At 72.4% G+C, this 24,364-nt stretch carries 20 protein-coding genes; 7 read left to right on the top strand and 13 right to left on the bottom strand.

Annotated features, from left to right (window positions below):
- Positions 1 to 94: 94 nt before the first annotated feature.
- The gene (locus ACFUJR_RS09620; protein WP_383178614.1) at positions 95 to 640 is read right to left on the bottom strand and encodes a DoxX family protein; all 546 of its coding nucleotides are present in this window, start codon (positions 638 to 640) and stop codon (positions 95 to 97) included.
- Positions 641 to 839: 199 nt separating this feature from the next.
- Between ACFUJR_RS09620 and ACFUJR_RS09615 the strand changes: the two genes are divergently transcribed.
- Positions 840 to 1,262 carry a DUF350 domain-containing protein gene (locus ACFUJR_RS09615; RefSeq protein ID WP_383178617.1) on the top strand — a complete coding sequence of 141 codons (423 nt, stop codon included), beginning with the start codon at positions 840 to 842 and terminating at the stop codon, positions 1,260 to 1,262.
- Between the two features lie 59 nt (positions 1,263 to 1,321).
- Here the strand turns inward: ACFUJR_RS09615 and ACFUJR_RS09610 are convergent, their stop codons facing one another.
- Together ACFUJR_RS09610 and ACFUJR_RS09605 are read right to left on the bottom strand one after the other, a co-directional pair.
- Positions 1,322 to 1,795 (bottom strand): hypothetical protein, encoded by a 474-nt coding sequence (locus tag ACFUJR_RS09610; protein ID WP_383178620.1) that lies wholly within the window; start codon positions 1,793 to 1,795, stop codon positions 1,322 to 1,324.
- A gap of 36 nt (positions 1,796 to 1,831) precedes the next feature.
- On the bottom strand, positions 1,832 to 3,364 hold the full coding sequence (locus tag ACFUJR_RS09605; protein WP_383178622.1) for a glycoside hydrolase family 71 protein: 1,533 nt from the start codon (positions 3,362 to 3,364) through the stop codon (positions 1,832 to 1,834).
- A 786-nt stretch (positions 3,365 to 4,150) separates the two neighbouring features.
- Here ACFUJR_RS09605 and ACFUJR_RS09600 point away from each other — a divergent pair.
- Entirely contained in the window at positions 4,151 to 5,626 is a 1,476-nt protein-coding gene (locus ACFUJR_RS09600; RefSeq protein ID WP_383178625.1) for a sugar transferase, read from the top strand.
- A gap of 21 nt (positions 5,627 to 5,647) precedes the next feature.
- Here the strand turns inward: ACFUJR_RS09600 and ACFUJR_RS09595 are convergent, their stop codons facing one another.
- Positions 5,648 to 6,616 carry a GDP-L-fucose synthase family protein gene (locus ACFUJR_RS09595; protein ID WP_383178628.1) on the bottom strand — a complete coding sequence of 323 codons (969 nt, stop codon included), beginning with the start codon at positions 6,614 to 6,616 and terminating at the stop codon, positions 5,648 to 5,650.
- A gap of 125 nt (positions 6,617 to 6,741) precedes the next feature.
- Here ACFUJR_RS09595 and gmd point away from each other — a divergent pair, with 125 nt between their 5' ends.
- From gmd to ACFUJR_RS09580, 3 genes are all read left to right on the top strand, one after another.
- Positions 6,742 to 7,755, top strand: coding sequence for a GDP-mannose 4,6-dehydratase (gmd, locus tag ACFUJR_RS09590; protein ID WP_383178631.1), 1,014 nt, complete (start codon positions 6,742 to 6,744; stop codon positions 7,753 to 7,755).
- Positions 7,756 to 7,943: 188 nt separating this feature from the next.
- The gene (locus ACFUJR_RS09585) at positions 7,944 to 10,667 is read left to right on the top strand and encodes a DNRLRE domain-containing protein (protein WP_383178634.1); all 2,724 of its coding nucleotides are present in this window, start codon (positions 7,944 to 7,946) and stop codon (positions 10,665 to 10,667) included.
- 77 nt (positions 10,668 to 10,744) lie between these two features.
- Complete coding sequence (locus ACFUJR_RS09580; RefSeq protein WP_383178637.1) at positions 10,745 to 11,431, top strand: hypothetical protein; 687 nt, start codon at positions 10,745 to 10,747, stop codon at positions 11,429 to 11,431.
- A gap of 72 nt (positions 11,432 to 11,503) precedes the next feature.
- On the opposite strand, the gene ACFUJR_RS09575 is transcribed toward ACFUJR_RS09580, so the two are convergent.
- Both ACFUJR_RS09575 and ACFUJR_RS09570 read right to left on the bottom strand, forming a co-directional pair.
- Positions 11,504 to 12,631, bottom strand: a complete 1,128-nt coding sequence (locus ACFUJR_RS09575) for a glycosyltransferase (protein ID WP_383175916.1) — start codon at positions 12,629 to 12,631, stop codon at positions 11,504 to 11,506.
- Positions 12,628 to 13,164 carry a WcaF family extracellular polysaccharide biosynthesis acetyltransferase gene (locus ACFUJR_RS09570; protein WP_383175919.1) on the bottom strand — a complete coding sequence of 179 codons (537 nt, stop codon included), beginning with the start codon at positions 13,162 to 13,164 and terminating at the stop codon, positions 12,628 to 12,630. The genes ACFUJR_RS09575 and ACFUJR_RS09570 overlap by 4 nt, the downstream gene beginning before the upstream one ends.
- A 159-nt stretch (positions 13,165 to 13,323) precedes the next feature.
- On the opposite strand from ACFUJR_RS09570, the gene ACFUJR_RS09565 reads away from it, so the two are divergent.
- Complete coding sequence (locus ACFUJR_RS09565; RefSeq protein ID WP_383175922.1) at positions 13,324 to 14,829, top strand: hypothetical protein; 1,506 nt, start codon at positions 13,324 to 13,326, stop codon at positions 14,827 to 14,829.
- Here ACFUJR_RS09565 and ACFUJR_RS09560 read toward each other — a convergent pair.
- The 3 genes from ACFUJR_RS09560 to ACFUJR_RS09550 are packed head-to-tail and all read right to left on the bottom strand — an operon-like array spanning position 14,802 to position 18,984.
- The gene (locus ACFUJR_RS09560) at positions 14,802 to 16,043 is read right to left on the bottom strand and encodes a hypothetical protein (protein ID WP_383175925.1); all 1,242 of its coding nucleotides are present in this window, start codon (positions 16,041 to 16,043) and stop codon (positions 14,802 to 14,804) included. The genes ACFUJR_RS09565 and ACFUJR_RS09560 overlap by 28 nt on opposite strands.
- Positions 16,040 to 17,782: a lipopolysaccharide biosynthesis protein gene (locus ACFUJR_RS09555; protein ID WP_383175927.1), complete on the bottom strand. Its 1,743-nt coding sequence runs from the start codon at positions 17,780 to 17,782 to the stop codon at positions 16,040 to 16,042. The genes ACFUJR_RS09560 and ACFUJR_RS09555 overlap by 4 nt, the downstream gene beginning before the upstream one ends.
- Positions 17,779 to 18,984 (bottom strand): glycosyltransferase family 4 protein, encoded by a 1,206-nt coding sequence (locus tag ACFUJR_RS09550; protein ID WP_383175930.1) that lies wholly within the window; start codon positions 18,982 to 18,984, stop codon positions 17,779 to 17,781. Before ACFUJR_RS09550 ends, ACFUJR_RS09555 begins: the two co-directional genes overlap by 4 nt.
- 196 nt (positions 18,985 to 19,180) lie before the next feature.
- On the opposite strand from ACFUJR_RS09550, the gene ACFUJR_RS09545 reads away from it, so the two are divergent.
- Positions 19,181 to 19,672 carry an adenylyltransferase/cytidyltransferase family protein gene (locus tag ACFUJR_RS09545; RefSeq protein WP_383175932.1) on the top strand — a complete coding sequence of 164 codons (492 nt, stop codon included), beginning with the start codon at positions 19,181 to 19,183 and terminating at the stop codon, positions 19,670 to 19,672.
- Here the strand turns inward: ACFUJR_RS09545 and ACFUJR_RS09540 are convergent.
- From ACFUJR_RS09540 to ACFUJR_RS09525, 4 genes are all read right to left on the bottom strand, one after another.
- Positions 19,653 to 20,375 (bottom strand): CDP-alcohol phosphatidyltransferase family protein, encoded by a 723-nt coding sequence (locus ACFUJR_RS09540; RefSeq protein WP_383175935.1) that lies wholly within the window; start codon positions 20,373 to 20,375, stop codon positions 19,653 to 19,655. The genes ACFUJR_RS09545 and ACFUJR_RS09540 overlap by 20 nt on opposite strands.
- Positions 20,376 to 20,555: 180 nt before the next feature.
- Positions 20,556 to 21,254, bottom strand: coding sequence for an ABC transporter ATP-binding protein (locus ACFUJR_RS09535; RefSeq protein WP_383175937.1), 699 nt, complete (start codon positions 21,252 to 21,254; stop codon positions 20,556 to 20,558).
- A gap of 118 nt (positions 21,255 to 21,372) precedes the next feature.
- Entirely contained in the window at positions 21,373 to 22,845 is a 1,473-nt protein-coding gene (locus tag ACFUJR_RS09530) for an ABC transporter permease (RefSeq protein ID WP_383175940.1), read from the bottom strand.
- A 175-nt stretch (positions 22,846 to 23,020) separates the two neighbouring features.
- The gene (locus ACFUJR_RS09525; protein ID WP_383175958.1) at positions 23,021 to 24,298 is read right to left on the bottom strand and encodes an ROK family protein; all 1,278 of its coding nucleotides are present in this window, start codon (positions 24,296 to 24,298) and stop codon (positions 23,021 to 23,023) included.
- Positions 24,299 to 24,364 lie beyond the last annotated feature (66 nt).

Genomic DNA, 24,364 nt, shown 5'->3' with positions numbered 1-24,364 from the left:
ACGGGCGCATATGGGTGACTCGAGGGCCCGGACACGTCGAGGCGCGGCGGCCCCCCTTGGGACGGGGGAGCCGCCGCGTCAGATGGAGGTCCGATCAGTCGGGCCCGTTCTCCCCGTCCTTCCCGTGGGCCGCCTCGCTCCGGGCCTGGGCGCGCCGGCCCACGACGGCGGCGGCCGCCAGGGCACTGCCGAGGAACGCGGTGGCGACGACCCAGGGTCGGTCCACGACGTGGCCGGTGGCGTGGTCCAGGGAGTAGCGGCCGGCGCCGGCGACGCCGATGGCGGCCGCCGTGAAGCCGAGGAAGGCCGGGTACTCGAAGCCGCCGCTCTGGGCGAAGAAGCCGGCCGGGGCGTGGACGGAGACCGCCCCCGCCATCGCTCCCGCCGCGGCGGCGCCGGCCGCGGGGGTGGCCAGGCCGAGGGCGAGCAGGACCCCGCCGCCCGTCTCGCCGAGTCCCGCGGCGATCGCGCTCTCGCGCGGCGGGTGGAAGCCCATGGCCTCCATCGCCTTCGTCGTCCCCTCCACTCCGCCTCCCCCGAACCAGCCGAGCAGCTTCTGCGTGCCGTGCGCGACGAGGACGGCGCCGGTGCCGAGCCGGAGGGCGAGGAGCCCGAGGTCACGTCGGTTGAGGGTGGTCATCTGGGTCTCCCTGGGCAGAGCCGAAGCCGTACGACTTCCACTCTCACCTCTGCGGAGGCCGAGGCCGGTGCGTTGTTGCTCCATACAGGGACGGCGGCGAGTGGGCGCCCGGCCGACGGTGACCCACGGCGTATGCGCTACATTTTGCCGGTCCTTGACCGCGATCATTCACGATCCATCCCCTCGGAGCCGGCAACACATGAGCGACATCGTCAACGGCCTCGGCCGGGCCACCGCCTACGGCGCCCTCGGCGTGGTGCTGCTGATCCTCGGCATCGTCCTCGTGGACCTGCTCACGCCGGGGAAGCTCGGCCGGCTGATCTGGGAGGAGCGCAACCGCAACGCCGCGACGCTCCTGAGCTCCGCGCTCCTCGGCATCGGCGGCATCGTCTTCACCTCCATATGGACGACCTACGACGACTTCGGCAAGGGTCTGGCATCGACGGCCGTCTTCGGGCTGCTCGGCCTGGTGATGATGGCCGTGGCGTTCCTGGTCGTGGACCTGGTCACGCCGGGCAAGCTCGGTGCCACCCTCGTGGACCCGCAGCCCCACCCGGCCGTCTGGGTCACGGCCTCGTGCAACATCGCCGTCTCGGCGATCGTCTCCGCCTCCATCGCCTGAACCGAGCCGGGCTGAGCCACCCAGGCCGCCGCCGGAAGCCGTGCCGCCGGGTGCCCCCTTCAGGGCCCCGTCGGCTCGACTTCGAGGAACCTCCTGCGGCGCGGCCCCCGGTAGAGCAGCGCCTCCCAGCCGAGCCGCTCCAGGACGGGTACGCACGCGCCCAGGGCGGACTCCTCCTCCTGGGCCGCTCCTTTACCCGGCGGCCCCACCCAGTGCACGACGGCGGTGCCGGGCCGTTCCCCGGCGGTGACCCGGTAGCCCGTCGCCGTCCGGGCTCCCGAGGCGTCGACCGCCGAAGGTGCGACGCCCGCCGCCTCCAGAGCGAGCGCCACCGCCCTCACCGGCTGTCTGCGCTCCCACTCGGCCGGGTACCGCCGTGGATCGCCGCCTCCTCGGCCGCCGGTCAGCCGCCGTATCTGGAGCAGTCCCTCGACCGCGGCCCGTACCTCACGGGATCTCTGTTCCCTGTCTCCCTCCGGCAGCGGCGGGTCGTCCCCCGTCGCCGCCTCGAAGGTCCCCCGGTTCGTCGTCATGCCCCCCACGCTAGGACCCGCCTCTGACAACCGCGCTCAGCGCTGGCTGCGTCCGCTCGTCACGGCGTAGTACTGCAGGTCCTGCCTGGCGACCGGCCGTCGGACCGGGTAGCGGGTCGTGACCTTCGTCGTGGTCGTCCCGGCCCGTACGACGGTCGCCGCGCTGTGCCCCGTACGGAGCGGGAACAGTCGCGCGTGCACACCGGACGGTGCCCGGTAGCCGCTCTCCGTGTCACCGGTCCTCGCGCGGATGTCCGCGGGGGCCGTGAGGAAGGAGAGGACCTCCACGGTGTCCCGCGGGTCAGCCGTGCCCTCTCGGGGCCGTATCACCTGGGGCTGGCGGGCGGCGGGCGGGAGGTCGTCGGCGAACTGGACGCGTGAGGTCACGTAGAGGGTGTCGCGCAGGATCCTCGGCCAGGCGCCGGTCTTGAACCGCGTCAGGTAGTAGGAGGCGAGGTCCAGATAGGCGTAGCCGTTGTGCAGGGACGGGGCGACGTGGGTGCCTTCGGAGTAGTCGTTCCACGTGGTGAGCTGGACCCAGTCGGCATCGGATTCGATCGCGGCCGCCCAGCTCGCCCGCAGGGTCTCGGTGTTGCCGGCCTCGTCGTAGACGCCCTGGTTGGGACGGGCGTCCTGGACGGAGACCGGCTGCATCCAGATCTTCCCCAGGCGGTGGGCCCGTTCGGCGTCCGCGACCGCCCCCGCCTGGCGGGCGGCGCTGCGCGCGCCCCACTCGGAGAGGCCGTGGCTGATCGACGCGTAGGCCTCCCGCTCCTGTGTGAAGTCGAGGAAGAGCGGGACGAGGGCGGTGCGGATGCCGTGCCGGGTCTCCAGTTCGGCCATCATCCGCCGCCACCAGTCGGGGTCCTTCTCCTCGGCCTTGAACGGGGAGACGACTAGCCGCCCGTCGGGGAGCCGGTGGGCCGAGGGGTTCCGGGCCAGTTGCGCGAGCGAATCGGCGAGGCCGGCGGGGGTGGTCGACGTCAGGGAGCTCATGTCCGGCATGAGCTGGATCCGGAAGCCGGGGTCCTCCTCGTGGGCGGCGCGGAGCAGCAGCTCGGCGCGGTCCCGGTTGCGTCCGGTCTCGGAGAGCAGATCGAGGGTGAAGCCGTCGAGTCCGGCGTCGCGCGCGGTGCGGACCTCCTGGCGCAGATGGGCCAGTTCCCAGTTCCCCGTCTCGGGCGCGGCCGGGAGCGGACGGTCGCGCAGCAGCCCTCCGTACGCCTGGTGTCGGCCCTTCTCGCCGTCGGGGGCGAGGTAGTTGCGCGCGTAGTAGTCGCGGTCGGCGGGCTCGTTGTCCAGGGAGAGCGGGTACGGGGTGAAGTAGTGGGCGAAGACCAGTCTGTCCGAGCGACGCAGTTCGGCGGTGGGGGGCAGGTCGAAGGGGAGGGCGGTGCTGTACGCCTCCGGGGACGCGCCGGCCGCCTCGGCGGGGGTGTTCGCGCGGAGCGAGTTCGCCGCGCCGATGCCGGCGAGGACCCCGGCGAGGAGTACGCCCAGGGCGATGGCCGGGGCGAGACGACGCCGTCCCGGGGCCCGGTGGGTCCGGGCCGAGGACTTGTCCGCCATGGGCGTCCTTAGGGTCGGTCGCGGCTTTCACGGGGCCGCGGGCTGGCTGTAGTACAACCGATGGCGGACGGCGGAGACAACCACCGTCGGGCGTGTGGCGCCGGGGCGGCGCGGGCCCACGGCGTACCGCTTGTGCGACGGCCGGTGCGATGACGTGCGACGTACGCGGCCAGGGTGTCGTTCCGCATCGCCGTCCGTGACGCGTCGGGTCTTCCGCGGTCGAGGAGGACGACGGACCGGCCCTCGACGGTGTCGGTGCGGGCGACGGGCGCGTTCCTGACGAGCTGCCGGGCCCCACCGACCGGTTGTCCCAGCGGGGTTCGCGGAGGTCCCGCGTCGCCGGGCCGGTCGTCGACGCCGACGCTCGCGGTGAGGTGCCGAGCGGTTCGGCGGCCCGGACAGGATGGCTGAGGTTGCGCGTGGCCATCGCCCTGGTTGCGCTGGGCTCACCCGACGCTTTCGGGGCGTGACGGACGGTGTGCTTTTCGCCACAGTGCCGGCTCTCTCCCCCACCGTGGCCGCGCCCGTCCCCGACACGTTCCCGCCCCTTCTCCCCACGGCCCCACGTGCGGCAACTCCCTTTGAACAGACGTATCGTGCGCTCGGCCGTGTCCACACCGGCGCCCACGTCACGAGATGAATACGCCATCGCCTTCTGAGGTCGTTCGCGTGAACTGCAGCGGACGTGCGCCTGTATGTCGTACTGTTCCGGCGTTGCGACGCTTGTTCGCCGATCAGGGGGTCGACGAACAAGGTGGCGAACGTCGACACGTGCCTGGGGGGTACATGTGGCATGCGCGCACATCTGAGACCAACTCCGCCGGAACCGAGACCGGTTCGAGCGTTACGACGACGCGCCCTCGCGCCAAGGCGCGCTGGTATCCCGTCGCCGCGCTGAGCGTCGACGTGCTCGGCGTGGGGCTGCCGGTCGCGCTGATCCTGCACATCGAGCGCCAGCCTCACGCCTATGTCAGCGCCCTCGTGGCCGCCCTCGCGTGGGCGGCCGTGCGGTCGTTGCGCCGACGGTACGCGCGGCGTGAACTCGGCGAGTCACGGGGCAGTCTGCCCGTTCTGCACGACTGGCTGATCCTGCTCGGGGTCCTCGCCGTGCTGCGCGCCGCCGCCGATCTTCACCACCCGGCACTGCTCTGTCTCTTCGCGCTGCTTCCGGCGCCGGTACTCACCCTGGTCTGCTCGAAGTTGACCTGGCATCACCTGGTGGCGGCGCGCCGGGAGGCGCAGGTGGTGACCCGCGTACTGGTACTCGGAGAGCCCACCGCCGCCGGTGATGTCGCCGAGCATCTCGCCGGACGGACCGAGCACCCGTACGTGGTGGTCGGTGTCGTCGCGATCGGCGAGGGCGTCGTGCGTACCGGCGCGCCCGTCGCGGCGCGGCTCGGCGTCCCGATGCCGGAGGCCGCGGACGGTGACACTCGGCAGGTGCTGGCCGCCGCCCGCGAGCTGGAGGCGGACGTCGTCCTGGTCGCGGCGGGCCCCCTGATGGCGGGTGAGCGGCTGCGTCGGCTCTCCTGGGGGCTGCACGATGCCGGGACCGAACTCGCCCTGGCTCCGGGCCTGGTGGAGTGCGCGGTCAAACGCCTTGAGACCACGTCGGCCGCCGGCCTCGCGCTGCTCCGGATCGCTCCACCGCTGCGCAGCGGGGTGCAGCCGCTCCTGAAGTCCGTGATGGACCGGGCCGGCGCGGCGCTCGGCCTGCTCCTGCTGTCGCCGGTGTTCCTGGCGATCGGCGCCGCGGTCCGGCTCGGCTCGGCCGGACCGGTCTTCTACCGGCAGGTGCGGGTGGGCCAGGGCCGGGTGCCGTTCGTGATGTGGAAGTTCCGCACGATGTTCCTGGACGCCGACGCCCGCAAGGCGGAGCTGGAGCGGTCCAACGAGCACGACGGACTGATGTTCAAGATGCGCCGCGATCCGCGCGTGACCCGTGTGGGCCGACTGCTTCGCCGCACCTCGCTCGACGAACTGCCCCAGCTGATCAACGTGTTGCTCGGTTCGATGTCCCTGGTCGGGCCGCGCCCGCCGCTGCCGGAGGAGGTCGCCCGGTACGGGGACGTGGAGCTGCGCCGCCTCGCGGTGCGGCCGGGGATGACGGGGCTGTGGCAGATCAGCGGCCGTTCGGACCTGTCGTGGGACGAGACGGTCGAGCTCGATCTGCACTATGTCGACAACTGGTCGTTCACGAGTGACGTGGATGTCATGGCCCGTACGTTCCGCGCCGTCGTCGACGGTCGCGGAGCGTACTGACGGGCCGGCCGCCGCATGAGATCAGTGCTGGTCACGCCACCAGGCGTAGGTGGCGGCGATCCCGTCCGGCAGGGCGACGGCGGGCTTCCATCCCAGTCCGGTCAGCCGGGACACGTCGAGGAGCTTGCGCGGGGTCCCGTCGGGCCTGCTCGTGTCCCAGGCGATCCGGCCCTGATAACCCGTCACATCGACGATGGTCTCGGCCAGTTCCCGGATCGTGAGGTCCTCGCCGCAGCCGATGTTGACCGGCTCGTCCCCGTCGTAGCCGCGGAGCAGGACGGCGCAGGCGGCGGCGAGGTCGTCGACGTGCAGGAACTCTCGGCGAGGGGTGCCGGAGCCCCAGAGCGTGATCTCCTGCCGCCCCTCCTCGCGCGCCTCGTGGAAGCGGCGGATCAGCGCGGGCAGGACGTGCGAGGTCTCCAGGTCGAAGTTGTCGCCGGGGCCGTAGAGATTGGTCGGCATCGCGGAGACGTACCGCGCTCCGTACTGCTTCCGGTACGCCTGGATCTGCACGATGCCGGCGATCTTGGCCAGCGCGTAGGCCTCGTTGGTGGGCTCGAGCGGGCCGGTCAGGAGCGCGTCCTCGCTGATGGGCTGGGGTGCGAGCCGGGGGTAGATGCAGGACGAGCCGAGGAAGAGCAGGCGCGGGACTCCGGCGGCGTGCGCACCGGCGACGACGGCGAGCTGGATCTGGAGGTTCTCCTCCAGGAACTGCACCGGATAGGTGCTGTTCGCCATGATCCCGCCGACCTTGGCGGCGGCGAGCACCACGGCGTCGGGGCGGGTCTCGGCGAGGAAGGCGGCGGTCCGCGCCGCGTCCCTCAGGTCGAGCTCGGCACGGGTCCGGGTGATCACCTCGTGTCCGTCGGCGACGAGCCGGCGGGTGATCGCGGAGCCGACGAGGCCGCGGTGTCCCGCGACGAATATCCGGGCTCGCTCGGGCAGGTACGACGTCGATGGGCTCGGGGAGACGCTCGTCGGTTCAGTCATGGCCCGGATCATGCCAGGCCGAGCGGGACCGCAGTACACCAGATCCGGATTTTCTGCCTGGATCAGACCATATCCGTAAGATACGGACCGGCTGGGGGCCGGCCCGTCAGGGAGGGGCACGACGCATGAGCAAGACCGCACTGATCAGCGGCGTCACCGGGCAGGACGGCTCGTACCTGGCCGAGCTGCTGCTGTCCAAGGGCTACACCGTGCACGGCCTCGTCCGCCGCTCGTCCAGCTTCAACACCGAGCGGATCGACCACATCTACCAGGATCCGCAGCAGGCGAACCGGTCCTTCGTGCTGCACCACGCGGACCTCTCGGACGGTGTCGCCCTGGTGAACCTGCTGCGCGACATACGCCCCGACGAGGTCTACAATCTCGGCGCCCAGTCCCATGTGCGGGTCTCCTTCGACGCCCCGCTGTACACCGGTGACGTCACCGGTCTCGGCGCCCTGCGGCTCCTGGAGGCGATCCGGGCCAGCGGGGTCGACACCCGGATCTACCAGGCGTCCTCCTCCGAGATGTTCGGCGCCACCCCGCCGCCCCAGAACGAGCAGACCCCGTTCCACCCGCGCAGCCCGTACGGCGCAGCCAAGGTCTTCGCCTACTGGACGACGGTCAACTACCGTGAGGCGTACGACATGTTCGCCGTCAACGGCGTCCTGTTCAACCACGAGTCGCCGCGCCGGGGCGAGACCTTCGTGACCCGCAAGGTGACCCGGGCCGTCGCCCGGATCAAGGCCGGCCTTCAGGACCGGCTCTATCTGGGAAACCTCGACGCCGTACGCGACTGGGGGTACGCCCCCGAGTACGTCGACGCGATGTGGCGGATGCTCCAGCAGGACGAGCCGACCGACTACGTGGTGGCGACCGGAGTCGCCGCGACCGTGAGGCAGTTCGTGGAGACGGCCTTCACCCACGTGGGGCTCGACTGGGCCGAGCACGTCCGCTACGACCCCAAGTACGAGCGCCCCAGCGAGGTGGACGCGCTGATCGGCGACGCGAGCAAGGCCCGGGACCTCCTTGGCTGGAAGCCCTCGGTGCAGGTGGACGAACTGGCGCGGATCATGGTCGACGCCGATGTCCGTCTCGTCGAGGACCAGTTGGCCGGCGTGACGGTGCGCATCGACCGCTGAGCGGCGACTTCCGGCCCGTCCAGGCGCCCCTGGGGGCGGCTGCGCCCCGGGTTTCCACAGGGCCGGAAGCTACGGAATTGGTCAAGTTGGCTTGACCGACTGCCACTTCGTCATACAGTTCGCATTCAACAGATGGCAGTTGCACCACTTCACGCCACATTGACTGGGCTATCACGCCTGGGGGGAACATGCGTAGATCCTGGGGGCTCACCGCTGCCCTCGTCCTGACCGTCGCGGCCGGAGCCGGAGGCTCTCTGGCCCCGACGGCCGCGGCACTGACGCCGCCGGTGGCCTTCACCGCGGACGATCTGCCGACCTGGCAGACCAACGGTGTCGTCTGGGCGCTCGCCGAGGCGAACGACACCGTCTTCGTCGGCGGCACCTTCTCCGAGGTGCGTCCGCCCGACGGCGGAACCGGCACTCCGAGGAGCGCCGTCAACTTCGCGGCGATGGACGCGGCCACGGGCGCGCCCACCAGCTGCGACCTGTCCTTCACCGTCGGCAGCGGCACCGCGACCGTGCGGACCCTGGTGGTCTCGCCGGACAAGAAGACGCTGTACGCGGGCGGGTACTTCGGGGCCGTCAACGGCACCCCCGTCTCCAGCCTCGCCGCGATCGACATCGCCACCTGCACACCGAGGGCGTCCTTCACCCCGAGCTTCCCCGCCACCGTGCGGGCGCTCGCCGTCACCGACACCACCATCTACGCGGCCGGCGACTTCGGCACCGTGGAGGGGCAGACGCGGCAGCGGTTCGCCGCGATCACCACCGCCGGCGCGCTGCTGCCGTTCACGGCGAACGCCGACGAACCGGGCCGTGCCATCGAGGTGACCCCGGACGGACAGAACGTCCTGCTCGGCGGGGACTTCTTCACCGTCAACGGGGCCAACTCGCACGCGCTGGCCGTGGTGAACGCCACGAGCGGCGCCGTGACCAAGGCGTATCCCAACGGCTGGATCCCGCAGAACTCCGTCGTCAAGGACATCGAGACGGACGCCACGGGCTTCTACACCGGCAACGAGGGCACCGGCGGCGGCGTCTTCGACGGCCGGATCGCCCTGAACCTCTCGGACTTCGAGCAGCGCTGGCGTGACACCTGCCTGGGCGCCACCCAGGCCGTCCGCTCCTACGAGGGCGTGCTCTACAGCGCCTCGCACGCCCATGACTGCTCCAGCGTCGGCGAGTTCCCCGACGGGCGCCGCTACCACCTGCTCGCCCAGCCGACCACGTCGACGGGCAAGCTCGGCTGGTTCCCCGACACCAACGACGGCATCGGTGAGGGCATCGGTCCGCGCGCCTTCGCCATCTCGGGCACCGGAACCACCAGGTACCTCTGGGTGGGTGGCGAGTTCACCACCACGAACGGCGCCCCGGCGCAGGGGCTGACCCGCTTCGCCTCCGGCCCCGACACCGGCGCGCCGACCGTCCCGGTCGCCAGCGCCGCCGCCGTCGGACCGAACGCGGTCCAGGTCCGCTGGCGCTCCAGCCTCGACCTGGACGACTCGACGCTGACGTACAAGGTCTACCGCAACGGCTCCGCGACTCCGGTCGCGACCGTCCAGGGAAGCTCGCTGCACTGGTCCCGCCCCCAGGTCTCCTTCAAGGACACCGGCGTGACCCCGGGCCAGACCTACAGCTACCGGGTGACCGCGGGTGACGCGGACGGCAACACCAGCGCCCTCTCCGCCACCTCGACGGTGACCGTGCCGACCTCGCCGGAGCCGTACGCCTCCAAGGTGATCGCCGACGGCGCCGGGCTGTACTGGCGCTTCGACGAGTCGACCACGCCGTACGCGGCCGACTCCTCCGACGGCGGCGACAACAGCGGTCTGTACATCAACGCCCCCGCGCTGCGCCAGACCCCTGGGGCCGTCTCCGGCGCGTCCACGGCCGTCGCGCTGAACGGCACGAACGAGCAGATCCACAGCGACCGGCGGCAGAGCGTCACCGGTGCCTTCACCGTCGAGACGTGGTTCAAGACCACCACGAACCGCGGCGGCAAGCTGATCGGCTTCGGCAACAACACGACGCGGAACAGCGGTAGTTACGACAAGCACCTGTACATGACGAACTTCGGCAACGTGGTGTTCGGCGTGTACACCGGATCCACCCGGACGCTCACCTCCCTCGGCTCGTACAACAACGGCCAGTGGCATCACGCCGTGGGCACCCAGGGCCCCGACGGCATGAGGCTGTACATCGACGGCCAGCTGGTCGGTTCCAACAACGTCACCACCAACCAGCAGTACGCCGGCTACTGGCACGTCGGCGCGGACAACCTCTCCGGCTGGCCGCTGCGGCCGACGAGCAACTTCTTCGCCGGTCAGATCGACGAGGTCGCCGTCTACCCGTCGGCGCTCACCGGGACGCAGGTCTCCCAGCACTACAACCTGGCGTCGGCCCCGGCCGACTCGGTCACCACCGTCACGGCGTCCGAGGACACCTACGCCAACGCGGGCGCACCGAGCACCAACTACGGCGCGTCCAGCTCGCTGGCCGTCCGCGGCACCTCGCCGTACGCGTCCTACCTCCGGTTCGCGCTGCCGGCCGCTCCGGCCGGCACGGTCCTGAAGAGCGCCCGGCTCGCGGTGAAGACCACCACGATGACCGGCGCGGGCTCGGCCGACTCCCAGTCGGTCGTGCCGATCACGGGCTCGTGGGCCGAGGACACGCTCACGTACAACAACCGTCCGACGCTCGACGCGAACCCGATCGGGACGCTGAGCGGCGCGGTGGACGGCTCGGCGGTCTACTCGGCCCCGCTGGACACCACGGCGGTCTCGGCGGCGCTCGGCGGCTCGTACGGCCTGGCGTTGACCAGCACCGGTACGGACGCGCTGTGGCTCTGGTCGTCCGAGGCGGCGGCCGCGGAGGGCACTCCGCAGCTGGTGCTGACCTTCGGCGCTCCGTAACGGGTCGTCACACCTCCATCACGGATGCGGGGCCCGGCACCCGGGCCCCGCATCCGACGTACCACGGGAGTTCCCTCATGCGTCGTTCTCTTCACCGGCGCCCGGCAGCGGCGGCGGCCGTGCTCGCCACCGCGCTGCTCGCCCTGACCGCCTGTTCCTCGCAGGACGAGGGCGGCGACGCGGCGCCGAAGGCCGCGGGGCCCACGCGCTCGGCGGCCGTGCCCGACCGGCAGGCGGAGGCACCGGAGCCGGCCGGCCCCACCGCGTCCGCCACCAAGGGCCCGGTCGTGCCGGACTCCGCGCTCAAGCCGGTGACCGGCTCGTTCACGGAGAAGGAGAAGAAGTACCTGAGCGGGCGGGTGCCGGTGAACACGGACCCGGCCGCCGTCCTCCAGACCGGACAGGAGTCCTGCCAGCGTCTGGAGCGCACCGCCAAGCGGGACAAGGACGCGGCCGTCGGCGCGATCATCGCCGGGGACATCCGGGACGCCGAGGCTGTCGTGGAGCATCTCTGTCCTGCGCAGAAGCCTCTGGTCGCCACCGCGGGGACCGGCTTCCCCGACGGAACCCTCACCAGGCCGAAGGCGGGCACCTACCGCGCCCTGACCACCGACCCCGCCTGCACCTGGCGGGCGGTCGGCGCGGACGGAGAGGTCCTCGCGTCGGGCCCCGCGACCGGCTCCGAGGGGCCCGTTCGCGCGAAGATCCCTGCAGGGACACGGGAGTTCACCTCCAGCGCCTGCTACGCCTGGCTGCCCGCCTAGCCTCAGGAGCGCGTGCAGGAGAGCCCGGTGCGGTCGGCACGACCGCACCGGGCTTCTCCGTGCGTGGACGGGTCACGCCCCGGGAGCCGCCCTCCCGTAGACCCCGAGCAGGGTGTCGAGGACCGCGTCCATCGAGAACGCCTCCGCCGCGAGCTTCCGGGCCGCCGCCGAGGCGGCGTCGTTCGCGCCGGGGTCCAGGAGCGCGCCCACGGCCGGGGCCAGGCCGGCGGCGTCCGCGACCACCCGTCCGGCGCCTGCCTCCTCGATGTCCCGGGCGAGGCCGTTGGAGGTGGTGACGACGGCCGGGGTGCCGACCGACAGCGACTCCAGGACGGACATCGGGAACGGCTCGTCGACCGACGGCAGGACGTACACATGCGCCCGGCGCAGTTCGTCGAGCATCTGCCGCGACGTCAGGGGCCCCGGGCGGCTCACCCGGTCACCGACCCCCAGCTCGGCGACGAGGGCGTCCACAGCGGCCCGCTCGCCCTCGTCCGGTCCGGCGAGGACGAACGTGGCGTCCGGGTGGTGGCGCAGGATCTCCGGTACGGCCGCGACGAAGTCCGTGGGCCGTTTGCGGGACTGCAGCCGGGCCGCGTAGAGGATGCGGGGCGGGCCGGTGGGCGCCGGCCGCGGTTCCTGGGCCGGTACGCCGTTGACGAGGCGTACGGCCCCGGTGAGCGGGCCGTCGACGACCGCGTCCAGGTCCCGGCGCTCGCGGTCCGTCAGGTACAGCACGGCGGAGGCCCGGCGCAGCACACGGCGGACGGCGACGGCGTCGAGGAGCTTGGCCAGCGGCTTGTCGCTGGGGTCGACCATGCCGTGCGTCTGGAGCACCAGCGGGCGGCCGGCCCTCAGCGCGGCCAGCGCCACGGGCAGGGTGACCAGATCACGCGCGAGGTGCACATGGACCACGTCGGCGTCCTTGACGAGCGCGTGGGCCCCGGCGAGCAGCGCGGGCGAGGTGATCCCGCTGAAGCCCAGCGGGAGGATCGAGCGGGCCTGGTAGAGCCGGGCCGGCACACCCTCCATTGCGGTCGGGAGGGAGCCGGGGAAGCCGTCGCCGAGTGCGGTCAGCCGCGCCTGGTGGCCGCGTGCGGCGAGCCCGCGGCAGAGGTTCACGGCGACCCTGACCGGTCCGCCGAAGGCGTGGGTCGGGCTGTGCAGAGTGACCGCGTGGAGGATCCTGAGGCCGCTCACGCGGGCACCGGAACCGGTCGGCGGCCTTCGGCCGTGTGCAGTGTCAGCTCGGGCAGGTCCTTGTGGAGCGTCGTACCGGCGGCGACGACCGCGTGACGGCCCACCGTGACCCCGGCGAGGACGGTGGCGCGGGCCGCGACCCAGGCGCCGTCCTCCACGGCGATCGGGGCGTTGCGGTAGCGGAAGTCCGCGGCGCGGTGGTCGTGACCGCCCGTGCAGAGCAACGCCTCCTGGGAGACGCAGACATGGGCGCCGAGCGTGATGGGCTCCAGGTTGAGCAGCCAGGCGCCCTCGCCGATCCAGGTGTGGTCGCCGACGGTCAGCTTCCACGGCCACAGGATCCGCACCCGGTGCCGTACGAGTACGCCGTCCCCTATGGTCGCGCCGAAGGCCCGCAGCAGCGCGACCCGAAGCCGGGCCGGACAGAACCAGGCCATGAAGACCGTGTTCATCACCGCGAACCAGAGGGCCTGCACGATTCTGCCGCGGCCCTTGTCGTAGCCGGCCAGCGTGAAGGCCGGTAGATTCCGCATGAGTTCACCCCCACGGGTGCCTCCCCAGGCACCCGGCGTTCAGACTAGCGGTTGACGCGAGGTGACAGGGGGGCGTCGGTAGACTGCCGCGAAGTGATGTTCCGGGGTGGGGACTTCGACGCCTGCCAGGCCGTGGCCCCGGGGAGTCCAGGGGGCGCGATGACGACCGAGGTACGCGGTGCGAGAACCCAGGCGCGCCCGGAGCCGGCCGCGCCCCCGCCGCTGCTGCTCGCCCCGGCCGTGTCACCGCGCACGCTGCTCTCCCGGGCCCTTTCGATCCCGCTCGTGCTCGGCTTCGCGGTCTTCCTGCCGCTGCTGGTGGCGATCCAGCCCGGTGCGGGCGTGCACGACGCCCCGTACTACCTCCAGATCGCGCTGACCATGTACGCCGGGGCCCGGCTGTCGGCGATGATCCTCACCAGCCGGCGCAAGCTCCTCCAGGGCTCGTTCTGGCTCTTCGTCTACATGGCGATGGGCGTGGCGCCGCTCGCGCAGGCCGTTCTGGGCCGGGTGCCGACGCCGGTGGTGGGGCCGCGCTCCGACCTGACGACGGCGGTCGCCCTGGTCCTGGTCGGCTGCGCCGCGTTCGACCTGGGGTCGCTGCTGGCCCGGGGGCGACCGGGTGCGTCACGGAAGGCGGAGGGCCGCCCGGCGCTGGTGCACCGGCGACGGCTGTACCTCCTCGTGCTGCTGGCCTTCCTGTGCAGCGGTCTGTTCGTCGTCAAGCTGGGCGGGCCGGCGGTCTTCTTCTCCAGCCGCCAGGAGATCATCGCGGGGATCGAGGAGGCGGGCGTCTCGCAGGCCGACTCGCAGGCCGGCCAGGCGTTCCTGCGCGGCTTCGGCACGGTCCCCGCGCTGTTCGCTCTGCTCGTCTACAGCCGCTGGCTGGTCACCTCGCGGCGGGCCAGACGCCGCCCCATGGTGCTCGCCGTCTTCGCGGGCCTGGTCGTGCTCAACTGCGTGGTGAACAACCCGATCTCGAACCCGCGCTACTGGTTCCTGACGGTGATGTTCTCGATGCTGTTCACCGTCTTCCCGGTGAGCGCCGCGATGTACCGGTCGGCGCTGAGCATGGGCGTCGTCATGGCGCTGATCGTCTTCCCGTTCTCCGACCGCTTCCGGTACGACGAGAAGAACTACCGTCCCGTCGAGACGACATCGGTCCTGGAGCCGCTGGCGCTCAAGGACTACGACCAGGTCGGCATGTTCGCCAACACCATCACGCTCGTGAACTCGGGCAGCCGGCACCGGTACGGACGTCAGCTGGCCGGGTCCGTGCTCTTCGCCGTGCCGCGTTCGGTGTGGCCGGGCAAGTCCCGTGACACGGGGGTGATGGTCGGCCAGTGGATGGGGACGGTGAACACCAATCTCTCCTCCCCCGTCTGGGCCGAGCTGTGGATCGACTTCGGGGCCGTGGGCATGGCCGCCGGAATGACGGGGCTCGGCTACGCGGCCGCCCGGGTCGACGGGCGGTTCGCCCGCCGGGGCACGCGCAGGGCGCCGCCCGGCAGTCTGATCTCCCTGGTGGTGCCACTGGTGGCGGGCTACTCCTTCATCCTGCTGCGGGGCCCGCTGCTCCAGGCCTCGGGGCGGGTGGCGATCGCGCTGATCTGTGTCGCCCTGGTGATGACCTGGCGTCAGGACGAGGGCGCGGCGCTGCGCTGATCCTCCGGACGCGGTGCGGCGGGCCGGGGGCGCGTGCGCGCCACCCGGGTCCACGCGGCGAGCGCCTTCAGGGCGGAGCCGGCAGCGAGGCCCCAGGCCGCGCCCGCGGCGCCGCCGACGCCGTGTCCCGCGAGCATCAGGGCGACGGCGAGCAGCGAGAAGACCACCTGCACCCGGAGCGTGGCGCGCGGGGTGAGGACGCGGAGGGTGACCAGGGCACAGGTGCCCGCCGCCATCACGGCGTACTGGCTGCCGGTCGCGGGCAGCAGGGCGGTGGTGGACTGCCAGGTGTCGCCGAGGAGTCGACGGCCGACGTGGTCGGGCAGCGCGTACAGCACGGCGGCCCAGCCCAGCGCGACGAGTGCGAGGACGGCGGCGAGCCCGGCGGCGGTCCGTACGGTCGCGCGGCGGCCGCCGGCCCTGCCGAGGAGGGGCGGACCGAACGCGTTGACGGAGGTGAACAGCGTGTTGAGCGGCCCGAAGAGGGTGGTCGCGCCGCGCAGCGCGCCGACGACGAGGGGGCTCGCGAGGAGTCCGAGGCCGAGGACGGCGAGTTGGCTGGAGGCGCTGCCGACGGCGAACTCGACGGCGAAGCGCCGGCCGAGGTGGTCCTTGCGCAACTGGCGGCGGAGGGACCAGGGCCGGTCGCGGACGTACGGGTGGAGGAGGGCCAGGCCGAGAAGGGCGGCGGGCAGCGCCGACAGGCCCCAGACGAGGACGAGGCGGGCGGGTGAACTCCCGTGCGGCTGGAGCAGCAGGGCCGGCACGGCACAGGCGAGCCGGAGCAGGTCGGCGGCGAGGGCCCGGTGGGGCTGCCGAAGGGCGGAGAACCCGTAGCGCAGGCCGTCCTGGACGAGCACGACCGGGAGGACCGCGCCGAGGGCGAGGACGGCGAGACCGGTTCCACCGCCGATGACGGCGCCGGTCGCGAGGAGCAGGAGCCCGGCCGCCGTGGAGGCGGCGGCGGTGAAGGTGACGGCTGACCGGACCGCCGCACCGAGCTCGTGCTCCTCGCCCTTCTCCAGGACGACGTTCTGCCCGACGAAGGCGGCCCCCAGGCCGAGGAGCACGGTGAAGACGATGTACACCATGGAGAAGGCGGCGAAGCCGTCGGCGCTGGAGGCGCGCGCCGCGATCACCAGGACGGCGATGTTGGTGAGACTGGCCGCCGCCTGATCGAGGACCGAGGCGGCGACGGCGGCGGCACGTCTCAACGGTCGCCCGCGTGGATGTCGCCGGTCCGCACGTCCTGCGCACGGAGGGCGCGCAGGGCGACGGTGTCGGAGCCGTCGCCCACGAGGATCTGCTCGGGTTCGGCGGCGAACTCATCGGTCCCGTCGGGAGCGGGTGCCGGCGCGGGCCGGCCGCCCCGGCCGCCGCCCGCCCCCCGGCGGGGGGCCTGCTGTTTGGCGGCCCGGCCCCGACGGCGCCCCGGGGTGTACACGACGGCGCCGAGGACCGTACCGCCGGCGCCTCCTATCAGTTCGCGGATGCGCTGGAGGTCCGTACGGTGGACCGCACGCGGGTCGCAGACGATGAGGACACCGTCGACGCGGTCGACGAGCGCGAGCGCGTCCGCGTAGTTGAGGACGGGCGGGGCGAGGACGACGACGGTGGAGTTGGGTGAGTCGGCCTCGGCGATGAGCCGGGAGACCCGGGGCCCGGTCAGGGCGCGCGCCACGTTCCGTACCCGCTCGCCCGGCACCAGACCGAAGGAGCCCGACTCCCCCGCTTCGACGGAGAGTTGGCGGCTGCGGGGCCAGTCGCTCTCCTCGCCCTCCGGCGGGTTGCTCCAGCGCGGCGCGGCTGCCGCGTGGGCGCGCAGCCGCCCGGCGAGGGTGGGGGCGCGCAGGTCGGCCTCGATGAGGAGGACGTCCTTGCCGGTCTCGGCGAAGGAGGCCGCGAGGTGGGAGGCGACGGCGACGGCGGCCTCGTTGGAGCCGCGCGGGGCGACGACGAGCAGGCGTCTCCGGTCGGCGAACCGCTGGTCGTAGGCGAGCCGGAAGGCGACGGAGCGGTACTCCTCGGCGACGCGGGCGTCGGTGTGCTCCTCGGCGAGGAGGACGTCGGTGGCTCCGCGGGGCAGGGTGCCGAGGACGGGGGCGCGTACGGCGCGGGCGACGTCGCCGGGCGAGCGGGGCGCGGGGTCGAAGACGAGGCGGACCCAGGCGGCGAGCAGGCCGAGCGCCACGCCGACGAGGGCGCCGAGGCCGAGGCTCATGGGCAGGCCCGGGCCGTCGGAGTAGCCGGGGGCGGTGGCGACGCGGATGACGGTGCCCGGTGACATGTCGAGCGACTTGAGCTGGGAGATCCGGCCGTCGAGTTCGTTGATGCGGTTGAGCAGGTTGGTCTTGACGCCGTACTCGGCGTCCCGGGCCGCCCCGTCGGGCATCCGGTCGAGTTCCTTGATCTTCTGGTCGTGCTTCTTGGCCACCTCGTCGAGCTGCTTCTGCTGCCCGTCGAGCATGGTGGCCCGCAGGTCGGTCCACTGCTTCTTGCGCAGGTCGAGGTAGGCCTGGGTGACCGCGTTGGCCCGGTCGGCGGCGGCCTGGGGCGTGTCGGCCGTGTAGGTGAACTGGAGCACCTGGCTCTGGGGCGGGTTGGTGACCTGCAGGTCCTTCTGCAGCTTGCCGATGGTGCCGGTCCAGCCGAGCTTCTTCGCGGCCTGACCGGCGACGCTGCTGCTGAGCGCGGTCTGCCGCTCGGACCCCATGTTGAGGGTCTTGTCCTGCGAAATGCTGGGGTTGAAGGGGTCGTTGACGGGGGCGCGGAGCACGACCTGACTGGTGGCCACGTAGGTGTCCGCGTTGGACAGCCCGAACCAGACGCCGCCGAGCAGACCGATCCCGATGCCGGAGGCGATGATCGCGCGGTAGCGCAGGAGCTGGCGGAACTGGTCGCGCAGCAGCTCCGGTTCGTCGTCCTCCACCGCGGTGACGTGCGATTGTGTCACGTGCCCGGACCCCCCAGAGCCTCTTCGATCAGTGCGTCGATCCTGGCGAGCCCGGCCGCCCGCGTCAGATGGGCCTCGACGTGGCGGGGCCCCTGGGCGCCGAGCGCTTCGGCCGCCGCCGGATCGTCGCCGATTCTACGGATCTCGGCGAGCAGCGCGTCGGGATCTTCCGGAGGTACGAGGACACCGGCACCGGAGCGCAGCACCTCCTGGGCGGTGCCGCCCCCGGCTGCCACGGAGGCGACGACGGGGCGCCCCGCCGCGAAGTACGAGGTCAGCTTGGACGGCACGCTCATGTCGAGGACCGAGGCCCGCTGGGTGACGGCGAGGACGTCCGCCGCGGCGAGGGTGTCGGGGAACGCGTCGTCGTCGACGGGCGCCATGAACTCCAGGTTGGGGATTCCGGCGCCCGACTCCTCCAGGCGGGAACGCTGGTTGCCGTCGCCCAGGAGCACGACCCTCACCTTCGGGTCGCGCCGGGCCGCTTCGACGAGCACTTCCAGGCCCTGCTTGAGGCCCATGTTGCCGGAGTGCAGGACGACGGTCTCGCCGTCGCCCCAGCCGAGCCGCTGCCGGGTCTCGGCGCGGGGCGCCGAGGGGCCGGTCACGTGGGACCAGTTGGGGACGAGCCGTATGCGGCCGCGGTCGACACCCATGGCGGCGACCTTGTCGACGAACGTCTCGTGGATGACACCCACGAGGGTGGCGCGGCGCACGGCGTACGCCTCGGCCCGGGCGGCGAGCGCGGCGGCGCGGTCCCCGCCGGCGATGCCGCTCTGCGCGGCCGCGGCCCCCATCAGGTCCTGGACGACCGGAACGTACGGGACGCGCCAACGGGCCGCGAGCCGGGCGCCGATGATGCCGCCGGCGAGGCTGGGCATCTGGGCGAGAACGGCGTGGGGCCGGGGCATCGCGGGCGGCGCGATGAGGCCGTGGACGAGCACACTGGCTTCGAACGCGGCCCTCTTCAGGGCGGTTTGGCGCGGGGGGACGGTGTGGCGTCGGCGGTGGACGACGACTCCGGCCCGCTCCTCCGTACGGCGCCAGGTCCCGGCATAGGCCGGGTCGAGTGACCAGGAGGGGTAGTGCGGCATTCCGGCGAGGACATGGGTCTCGTGGCCGTTCGCCGCCCAGTGCTCGGCGATCTGGGTCGCGTAGGGGCCTATGCCGGCATGCTCGGGTGCGTAGTTGGTGGACACCATCAGCAGACGTCTGCGCCTGTGCGGTGTACCCGGGCCACTGTTCCCCGCCGTCCGATCCCCCACGCGACCGCCCCTCTCCCCCTGACGCGAACCGGTCATCACCCTAGTCGTTCACCCACTCTCAACGGAACGTGCACGCTATCGTCGAAACTCCTTCGCGCTGGGGAGCGCGAACGCACCTGGGGGGTTTGCGTACATGACCGCAGGAAGGCCGTACCGCGTCGGCTATGCACCGGGGGCCTACGACCTCTTTCACATCGGGCACCTCAACATCCTCCGGCACGCGCGCAGTCAGTGCGACTACCTGGTGGCGGGCGTGGTCTCGGACGAGATGGCCGAGCTGGCCAAGGGCCGGCGGCCGGTGATTCCGCTGGTCGAGCGGCTGGAGATCGTGCGCCATGTGAAGTACGTCGACGCGGCCTTCGTGGAGACGGTGCCGGACAAGCTGGAGACCTGGAAGCAGGTCCGGTTCGACGTGCTGTTCAAGGGCGACGACTGGCGCGGTACGCCCAAGGGGGACCGGCTGGAGCGGGACTTCGCGGGGGTGGGGGTGGAGATCGTCTACTTCCCGTACACGATGCACACCTCCAGCACCCAACTCCGGCGCGCGCTCGACCTCCTGACGCAGGAGGCCGAGCCGGGCACCGGTGCGGGCGGGATCGGCGGGGTCAGCGAGGGGCTGCGCTGAGTTCGCGGAACCACTTGGCGAGGAAGGCGAGGAGGAACACCGCGCTCGCGGCGCCGAGCGCGGTGTAGCCCCAGCGGAAGACCGCTCCGCCGCCCAGCAGCAGGAAGACCAGGCAGAAGACGCCGTGGTCGACGGGGAGCAGGGCCACCGCGCGCAGGGTGGAGGGCTGGGGGGCCTGGCTGCCCGGCGCCGGGCGGGGCTTGAGCTTCTCGGTCAGCAGTCCGCCGAAGAAGGTGACCACGGCCGCGAGTTGGAACGCGAGCGGAACGAGGAGCCAGCCGTCGGCTTCCGTGCCGAAGTGCTCGGGACGACGGTAGAAGGCGATCAGGACCGCGGTGTGCAGCGCGGTGATCTTCGCGCAGTCCACGACGTGGTCGAGCCACTCCCCCGCCGGGCTGCCACCCCCGCGCAACCGTGCGAGCTGCCCGTCGGCGGAGTCGAAGGCGAAGCCGACCGCGAGGCCGAGCCAGACCAGCAGGCCGAGCGCCCAGGACGGGCCGCCGACGGCCACTCCGGCGACGGCCGCGAAGCTGAACAGGGCGCTGATCAGCGTGACCTGATTGGGCGTCAGTCCCGCTCGGTACGAACCGGCCGCGAGGAGGCGACCCACCGGGCGGTTGACGAACCGCGAGTAGAGCGAGACCCCCTTCGCCGACTTCTGGGCGGACTTCAGCTCGGCCAGCGCGGTCCCGAACGTTCCCACGAACCCCCCCGGGTCTTTGTGTGATTTTCGTACGTGATGGCGCACATCATCGCATCACCGGGGGGGTCGGGGTGACGAGTCCTGGGTGTTGCGAAAGTCCCGCCCGCCCCGCGAGCAGGGGGACCCCCATGACCCGCGAGGCCCGCCCTTCGGACGGACGGCGCTCCCTTCACGACACCCCTAGGCCTCCACCGCCTCCGCGTGGCGGTTCTCCTTGATCGTGATCCGGCCCTTGCGGATCGTCGCGAGGCGAGGGGCCCGGCGGGCGATGGCACTGTCGTGGGTGACCATCACGAACGTCAGCCCGTGCTCCTTCCAGAGCCCTTCGAGCAGTTCCACGATCTCGTCGCGCATCGACTCGTCGAGGTTGCCGGTCGGCTCGTCGGCGAGGAGCACCTTGGGCCGCTTGACCAGGGCGCGGGCGATCGCGACGCGCTGCTGCTGTCCGCCCGAGAGCTCGGACGGCAGGTGCGCCCGGCGCTCGCCGAGACCGACGGCCTCCAGCGCCTCCGCGGCCATGGTCCGCCGCTCGCCGGTCCTGATGCCCATCGGGACGAGCGCGGTCTCCACGTTCTCCTGGGCGGTGAGCGTGGGGATGAGGTTGAAGGACTGGAAGACGAAGCCGATGTTCTGACTCCGTACGGCCGTCAGCCGGCTCTCCGGAAGTCTGGCCAGATCGACGCCGTCGAGCATGACGCTGCCCGCCGTGGGCCGGTCGAGACCGCCCAGCATCTGCAGCAGCGTGGACTTGCCGCCGCCGGTGGGACCCTGGATGACCAGACGGTCACCCTCCCTGATGGTGAGGTCGATCCCGGCGAGGGCGTCGACTCTCTCCTGGCCCCTGCGGTACTGCTTGGTGACGCCTGTGAGTTCGTACATGGTGCAACTCCTGCGATACGGGAAGGGGTTCGGGGCCTGGGGAGTGTCGTCAAAGGAGCGCCGTCCGCCCGAAGGGCGGGCGCCGGGCAGACGGGATTTCGACGACACGACCCAGCGGCTACTCGACGCGGCGCAGCGCGTCAGCCGGGCGCAGGCGCGAGGCGCGCCAGGCGCCGAAGCCGCCCGCGACCAGACCGCCGCCGAGGGCGAGGAGGACGGCGAGGCCGACGGTGGTGAGGCTCACGGGCGCGGTGAGGGCGATGTCGAGGGTGTTGCCGCCGCCCGCGTCGCGGACCGCGGCCATGCCGGGTCCGCCGAGCATCCGTCCCCCGCCGGGGCCGCCCCCCGTCAGCGCGCCACCGCCGAGCTCGGCGGTGAGCGTGGGGCTGACGGCGGTGACGAGGTACGCGCCGGCGAGGCCCACGGCGATGCCGAGAGCGCCTCCGATGAGGCCGTTGACCAGCGCCTCGCCCATCACCTGCCGCGTGACCCGGCCGCTCTTCCAGCCGAGCGCCTTGAGCGTGCCGAACTCGCGCACCCGGCGGCTGACGGCCGAGGAGGTGAGCAGACCCGCGACGAGAACGGCGGCGACCAGGACGGCGTACGACAGCCACTTGCCCACGTTGGTCGCGAGATCGGCCGCGGTGTCGAGGGAGCCGGAGACCGTCTCGGCGAGATCGGCGGAGGTGGTGACGGTGGTGCCGGTGACGTTCTTCTGGATGGCGGCCTTGACGGCCTCGATCTTCGTCGAGTCGGTCGCCTTCACATAGACGGTGGTGATCTTGTCCTTGGAGTCGGAGAGCGTCTGCGCCTTCGTGAGCGGGAGGTAGACCTGGGCGGCGGCCTGGCCGCTGTCGGCGGTGGCGATGCCGACGACCTCGAACTTCACGCCCCTGACCGTGAGCGTCTCGCCGACGTCGAGGCCCTCCTGCTTGGCATAGGCGCTGTCGATCACGACGACGGCGGCGTCGGTCTCGGTGGCCTTGAACGTACGACCCTTGGTGAGGCTGGAGGTGGTGAGGGGGCCGAGGTCGGGCGCGGTGACGTCGGTGCCGTAGAGGGTGAAGGAGTTGACGTCGAAGGCGGCGCCACCGCCTTCGACGCGGCCTCCGCCCCCGCCGCCGCCGTTGCCGCCGCCCGGGGTGCCGGGCTGGGCGGGCTGGGCCTGCTTGAACTCGCCGCGCCTGAACTCGCCGTCGATCTTGAGGTTGACGAGGCTGAGACCGCCGACGGCCTGGGCGACGCCGGCCTGCTTGGCGACCGTCGCGGAGGTGGAGGCGGGCAGGGTCTGGAACCCCTGGACCATCAGCCGGTCGCTGCTCTGCTCCTCGCCGTCCTCGTTGGCGTCGAACTCGAACCGCGGCCGCTGCGCCTGCCCACCGGCCTGAGGCTCTTCCCAGGCCTTGGTGACGGTCAGATCGGTGCCGAGCCCGTAGAGGGACTCCAGGACCTGAGTCTGGGCCTGCTTCATGCCTGAGGCCACGGAGTTGACGACGATGACCAACGCGATCCCGAGCGCGAGCCCGGAGGCGACGACGAGCGCCGCCTTTCTGCGACGGCGCAGCTCGCGCCGGAGGTAGGTGAAGAACATGGGCGCGAAGCTAGGTGCGCACGGTGATGGCTGAATAAGGCCCACGTGAGAGCGGGATGAGAGTCGCGTGGGGGGCCGCGGAGGCGGGGCGCCACGTGGGAACGGCCCGGCAGGATCGGGGCCAAAGGCGGGGGCCGGGAACGAAGCGGGCCCGCACGCGAGAGCGGGGCCCGGCTCAGGACTGGTACGCGAGGGGGTCCGCCAGGACATGGCGGATGACGAACGCGGCCGCGCCGCGCGACGCGGGGCTGGCGGCGGAGGCCGCGCGCAGGGGGCCCACCGGGCTCGCGGCGGAGGCGGCGCGGAGGCGGCCGGCCTCCGGCGTCCAGAGGCCGGAGACGACACGGCGGGCGAGTTCGGCGTCGACGGCCGGTCCGAGACGGGGCATCAGGCGCGGGTAGATCCCGCCGAGGACCACCGCCTCGGGGTCGAGCAGGTTCACCGCGCCGGAGAGCGCGAGCCCGAGCATCCGCCCCGCCTCCTCGACGGCGGCCACCGCTCGCGTCTCACCCGCGTCGGCGCGGCGCGACAGCTCCTCCATGTCGGCCACGCCCGCCGACCGCAGCAGCGCCGTCTGGCCCGCGTACTGCTCGAGGCAGCCGCGCGAGCCGCAGCGGCACATGCGCCCGTCCGCGTCCACGGGCAGGTGGCCGATCTCGCCCGCGAAGCCGTGTGCGCCGCGCAGCAGTGCGCCGTCCACGACGATCGCCCCGCCCACGCCGATCTCGCCGGTGAGGTACAGGAAGCTCCGTACATCGCCCAGGGCGCCGAACCACAGCTCGGCCAGCGCCGCCGCGTTCGCCTCGTTGTCCGAGGCGACCGGAAGCTCCGGCCGCAAGCGGTGCTGCGCGACCAGTGCGGCCCCGAACAACCGGTCGGCCGCCACGCGGTTCCAGCCGAGGTTGGGTGCCTGGCGGACGGTTCCGGACGAGACCAGGCCCGGCAGGGCGAGCCGTACCCCGGCCGGACGCAGGTCCAGATCCGCCGCGCTCCGCACCGCGCCCGCCGCGATTCCGGCGGCGCGTGCGAGGACTTCGTCCGGCTCGGCGGCGCGGTTGTCGAGGGGCTCGGTGACACGAACCCGATCGGCTCCCGCGAGGTCGACGACGCAGACGGACACGTAGTCGACGTTGATCTCGACCCCGACCCCGGCCGGACCGGTGCCGGCCGCCTTCAGGACCGTCCCCGGCCGCCCGGCCTGTCCGCTGAAGGTCTTGCCCGACTCGACCAGGAAACCCTGCTCCAGGAGCTGTTCGACGAGGGAGGAGACGGCGGCACGGGTGAGTCCCACGCGCGCGGCGACAGCCGCCCGGGTCGTCTCGCCGGCCTCGTGCACGGTCCGCAGGACGAGGCTGAGGTTGTGCCGCCGCACGCTCGCCTTGTCGGCCTTGGGCTCCCGGGGCCGCGCTTCCACCCGCGCCCGCTCCTCTCCCGGCGCACTCCGCGCGGGCATACCGGCCGCCGGCGTGCCCTCGGCCGCGCCGCCCTCGTGGGCGCCGCCCTCGGCCACCGGCTTCCG

This window comes from Streptomyces sp. NPDC057271, assembly GCF_042668715.1.
In the GTDB taxonomy this organism is placed as follows: domain Bacteria; phylum Actinomycetota; class Actinomycetes; order Streptomycetales; family Streptomycetaceae; genus Streptomyces.
The sequence above is the reverse complement of the archived record's forward strand: the minus strand, read 5'-3'. Positions and strand labels throughout refer to the sequence as shown.

Bases quoted from the DNA above. Each gene is read 5' to 3' on its own strand.
- ACFUJR_RS09620 (WP_383178614.1), bottom strand. From the start codon at position 640: ATGACCACCCTCAACCGACGTGACCTCGGGCTCCTCGCCCTCCGGCTC.
- ACFUJR_RS09615 (WP_383178617.1), top strand. From the start codon at position 840: ATGAGCGACATCGTCAACGGCCTCGGCCGGGCCACCGCCTACGGCGCC.
- ACFUJR_RS09610 (WP_383178620.1), bottom strand. From the start codon at position 1,795: ATGACGACGAACCGGGGGACCTTCGAGGCGGCGACGGGGGACGACCCG.
- ACFUJR_RS09605 (WP_383178622.1), bottom strand. From the start codon at position 3,364: ATGGCGGACAAGTCCTCGGCCCGGACCCACCGGGCCCCGGGACGGCGT.
- ACFUJR_RS09600 (WP_383178625.1), top strand. From the start codon at position 4,151: ATGTGGCATGCGCGCACATCTGAGACCAACTCCGCCGGAACCGAGACC.
- ACFUJR_RS09595 (WP_383178628.1), bottom strand. From the start codon at position 6,616: ATGACTGAACCGACGAGCGTCTCCCCGAGCCCATCGACGTCGTACCTG.
- gmd (WP_383178631.1), top strand. From the start codon at position 6,742: ATGAGCAAGACCGCACTGATCAGCGGCGTCACCGGGCAGGACGGCTCG.
- ACFUJR_RS09585 (WP_383178634.1), top strand. From the start codon at position 7,944: ATGCGTAGATCCTGGGGGCTCACCGCTGCCCTCGTCCTGACCGTCGCG.
- ACFUJR_RS09580 (WP_383178637.1), top strand. From the start codon at position 10,745: ATGCGTCGTTCTCTTCACCGGCGCCCGGCAGCGGCGGCGGCCGTGCTC.
- ACFUJR_RS09570 (WP_383175919.1), bottom strand. From the start codon at position 13,164: ATGCGGAATCTACCGGCCTTCACGCTGGCCGGCTACGACAAGGGCCGC.
- ACFUJR_RS09565 (WP_383175922.1), top strand. From the start codon at position 13,324: ATGACGACCGAGGTACGCGGTGCGAGAACCCAGGCGCGCCCGGAGCCG.
- ACFUJR_RS09550 (WP_383175930.1), bottom strand. From the start codon at position 18,984: ATGGTGTCCACCAACTACGCACCCGAGCATGCCGGCATAGGCCCCTAC.
- ACFUJR_RS09545 (WP_383175932.1), top strand. From the start codon at position 19,181: ATGACCGCAGGAAGGCCGTACCGCGTCGGCTATGCACCGGGGGCCTAC.
- ACFUJR_RS09535 (WP_383175937.1), bottom strand. From the start codon at position 21,254: ATGTACGAACTCACAGGCGTCACCAAGCAGTACCGCAGGGGCCAGGAG.
- ACFUJR_RS09530 (WP_383175940.1), bottom strand. From the start codon at position 22,845: ATGTTCTTCACCTACCTCCGGCGCGAGCTGCGCCGTCGCAGAAAGGCG.
- ACFUJR_RS09525 (WP_383175958.1), bottom strand. From the start codon at position 24,298: ATGCCCGCGCGGAGTGCGCCGGGAGAGGAGCGGGCGCGGGTGGAAGCG.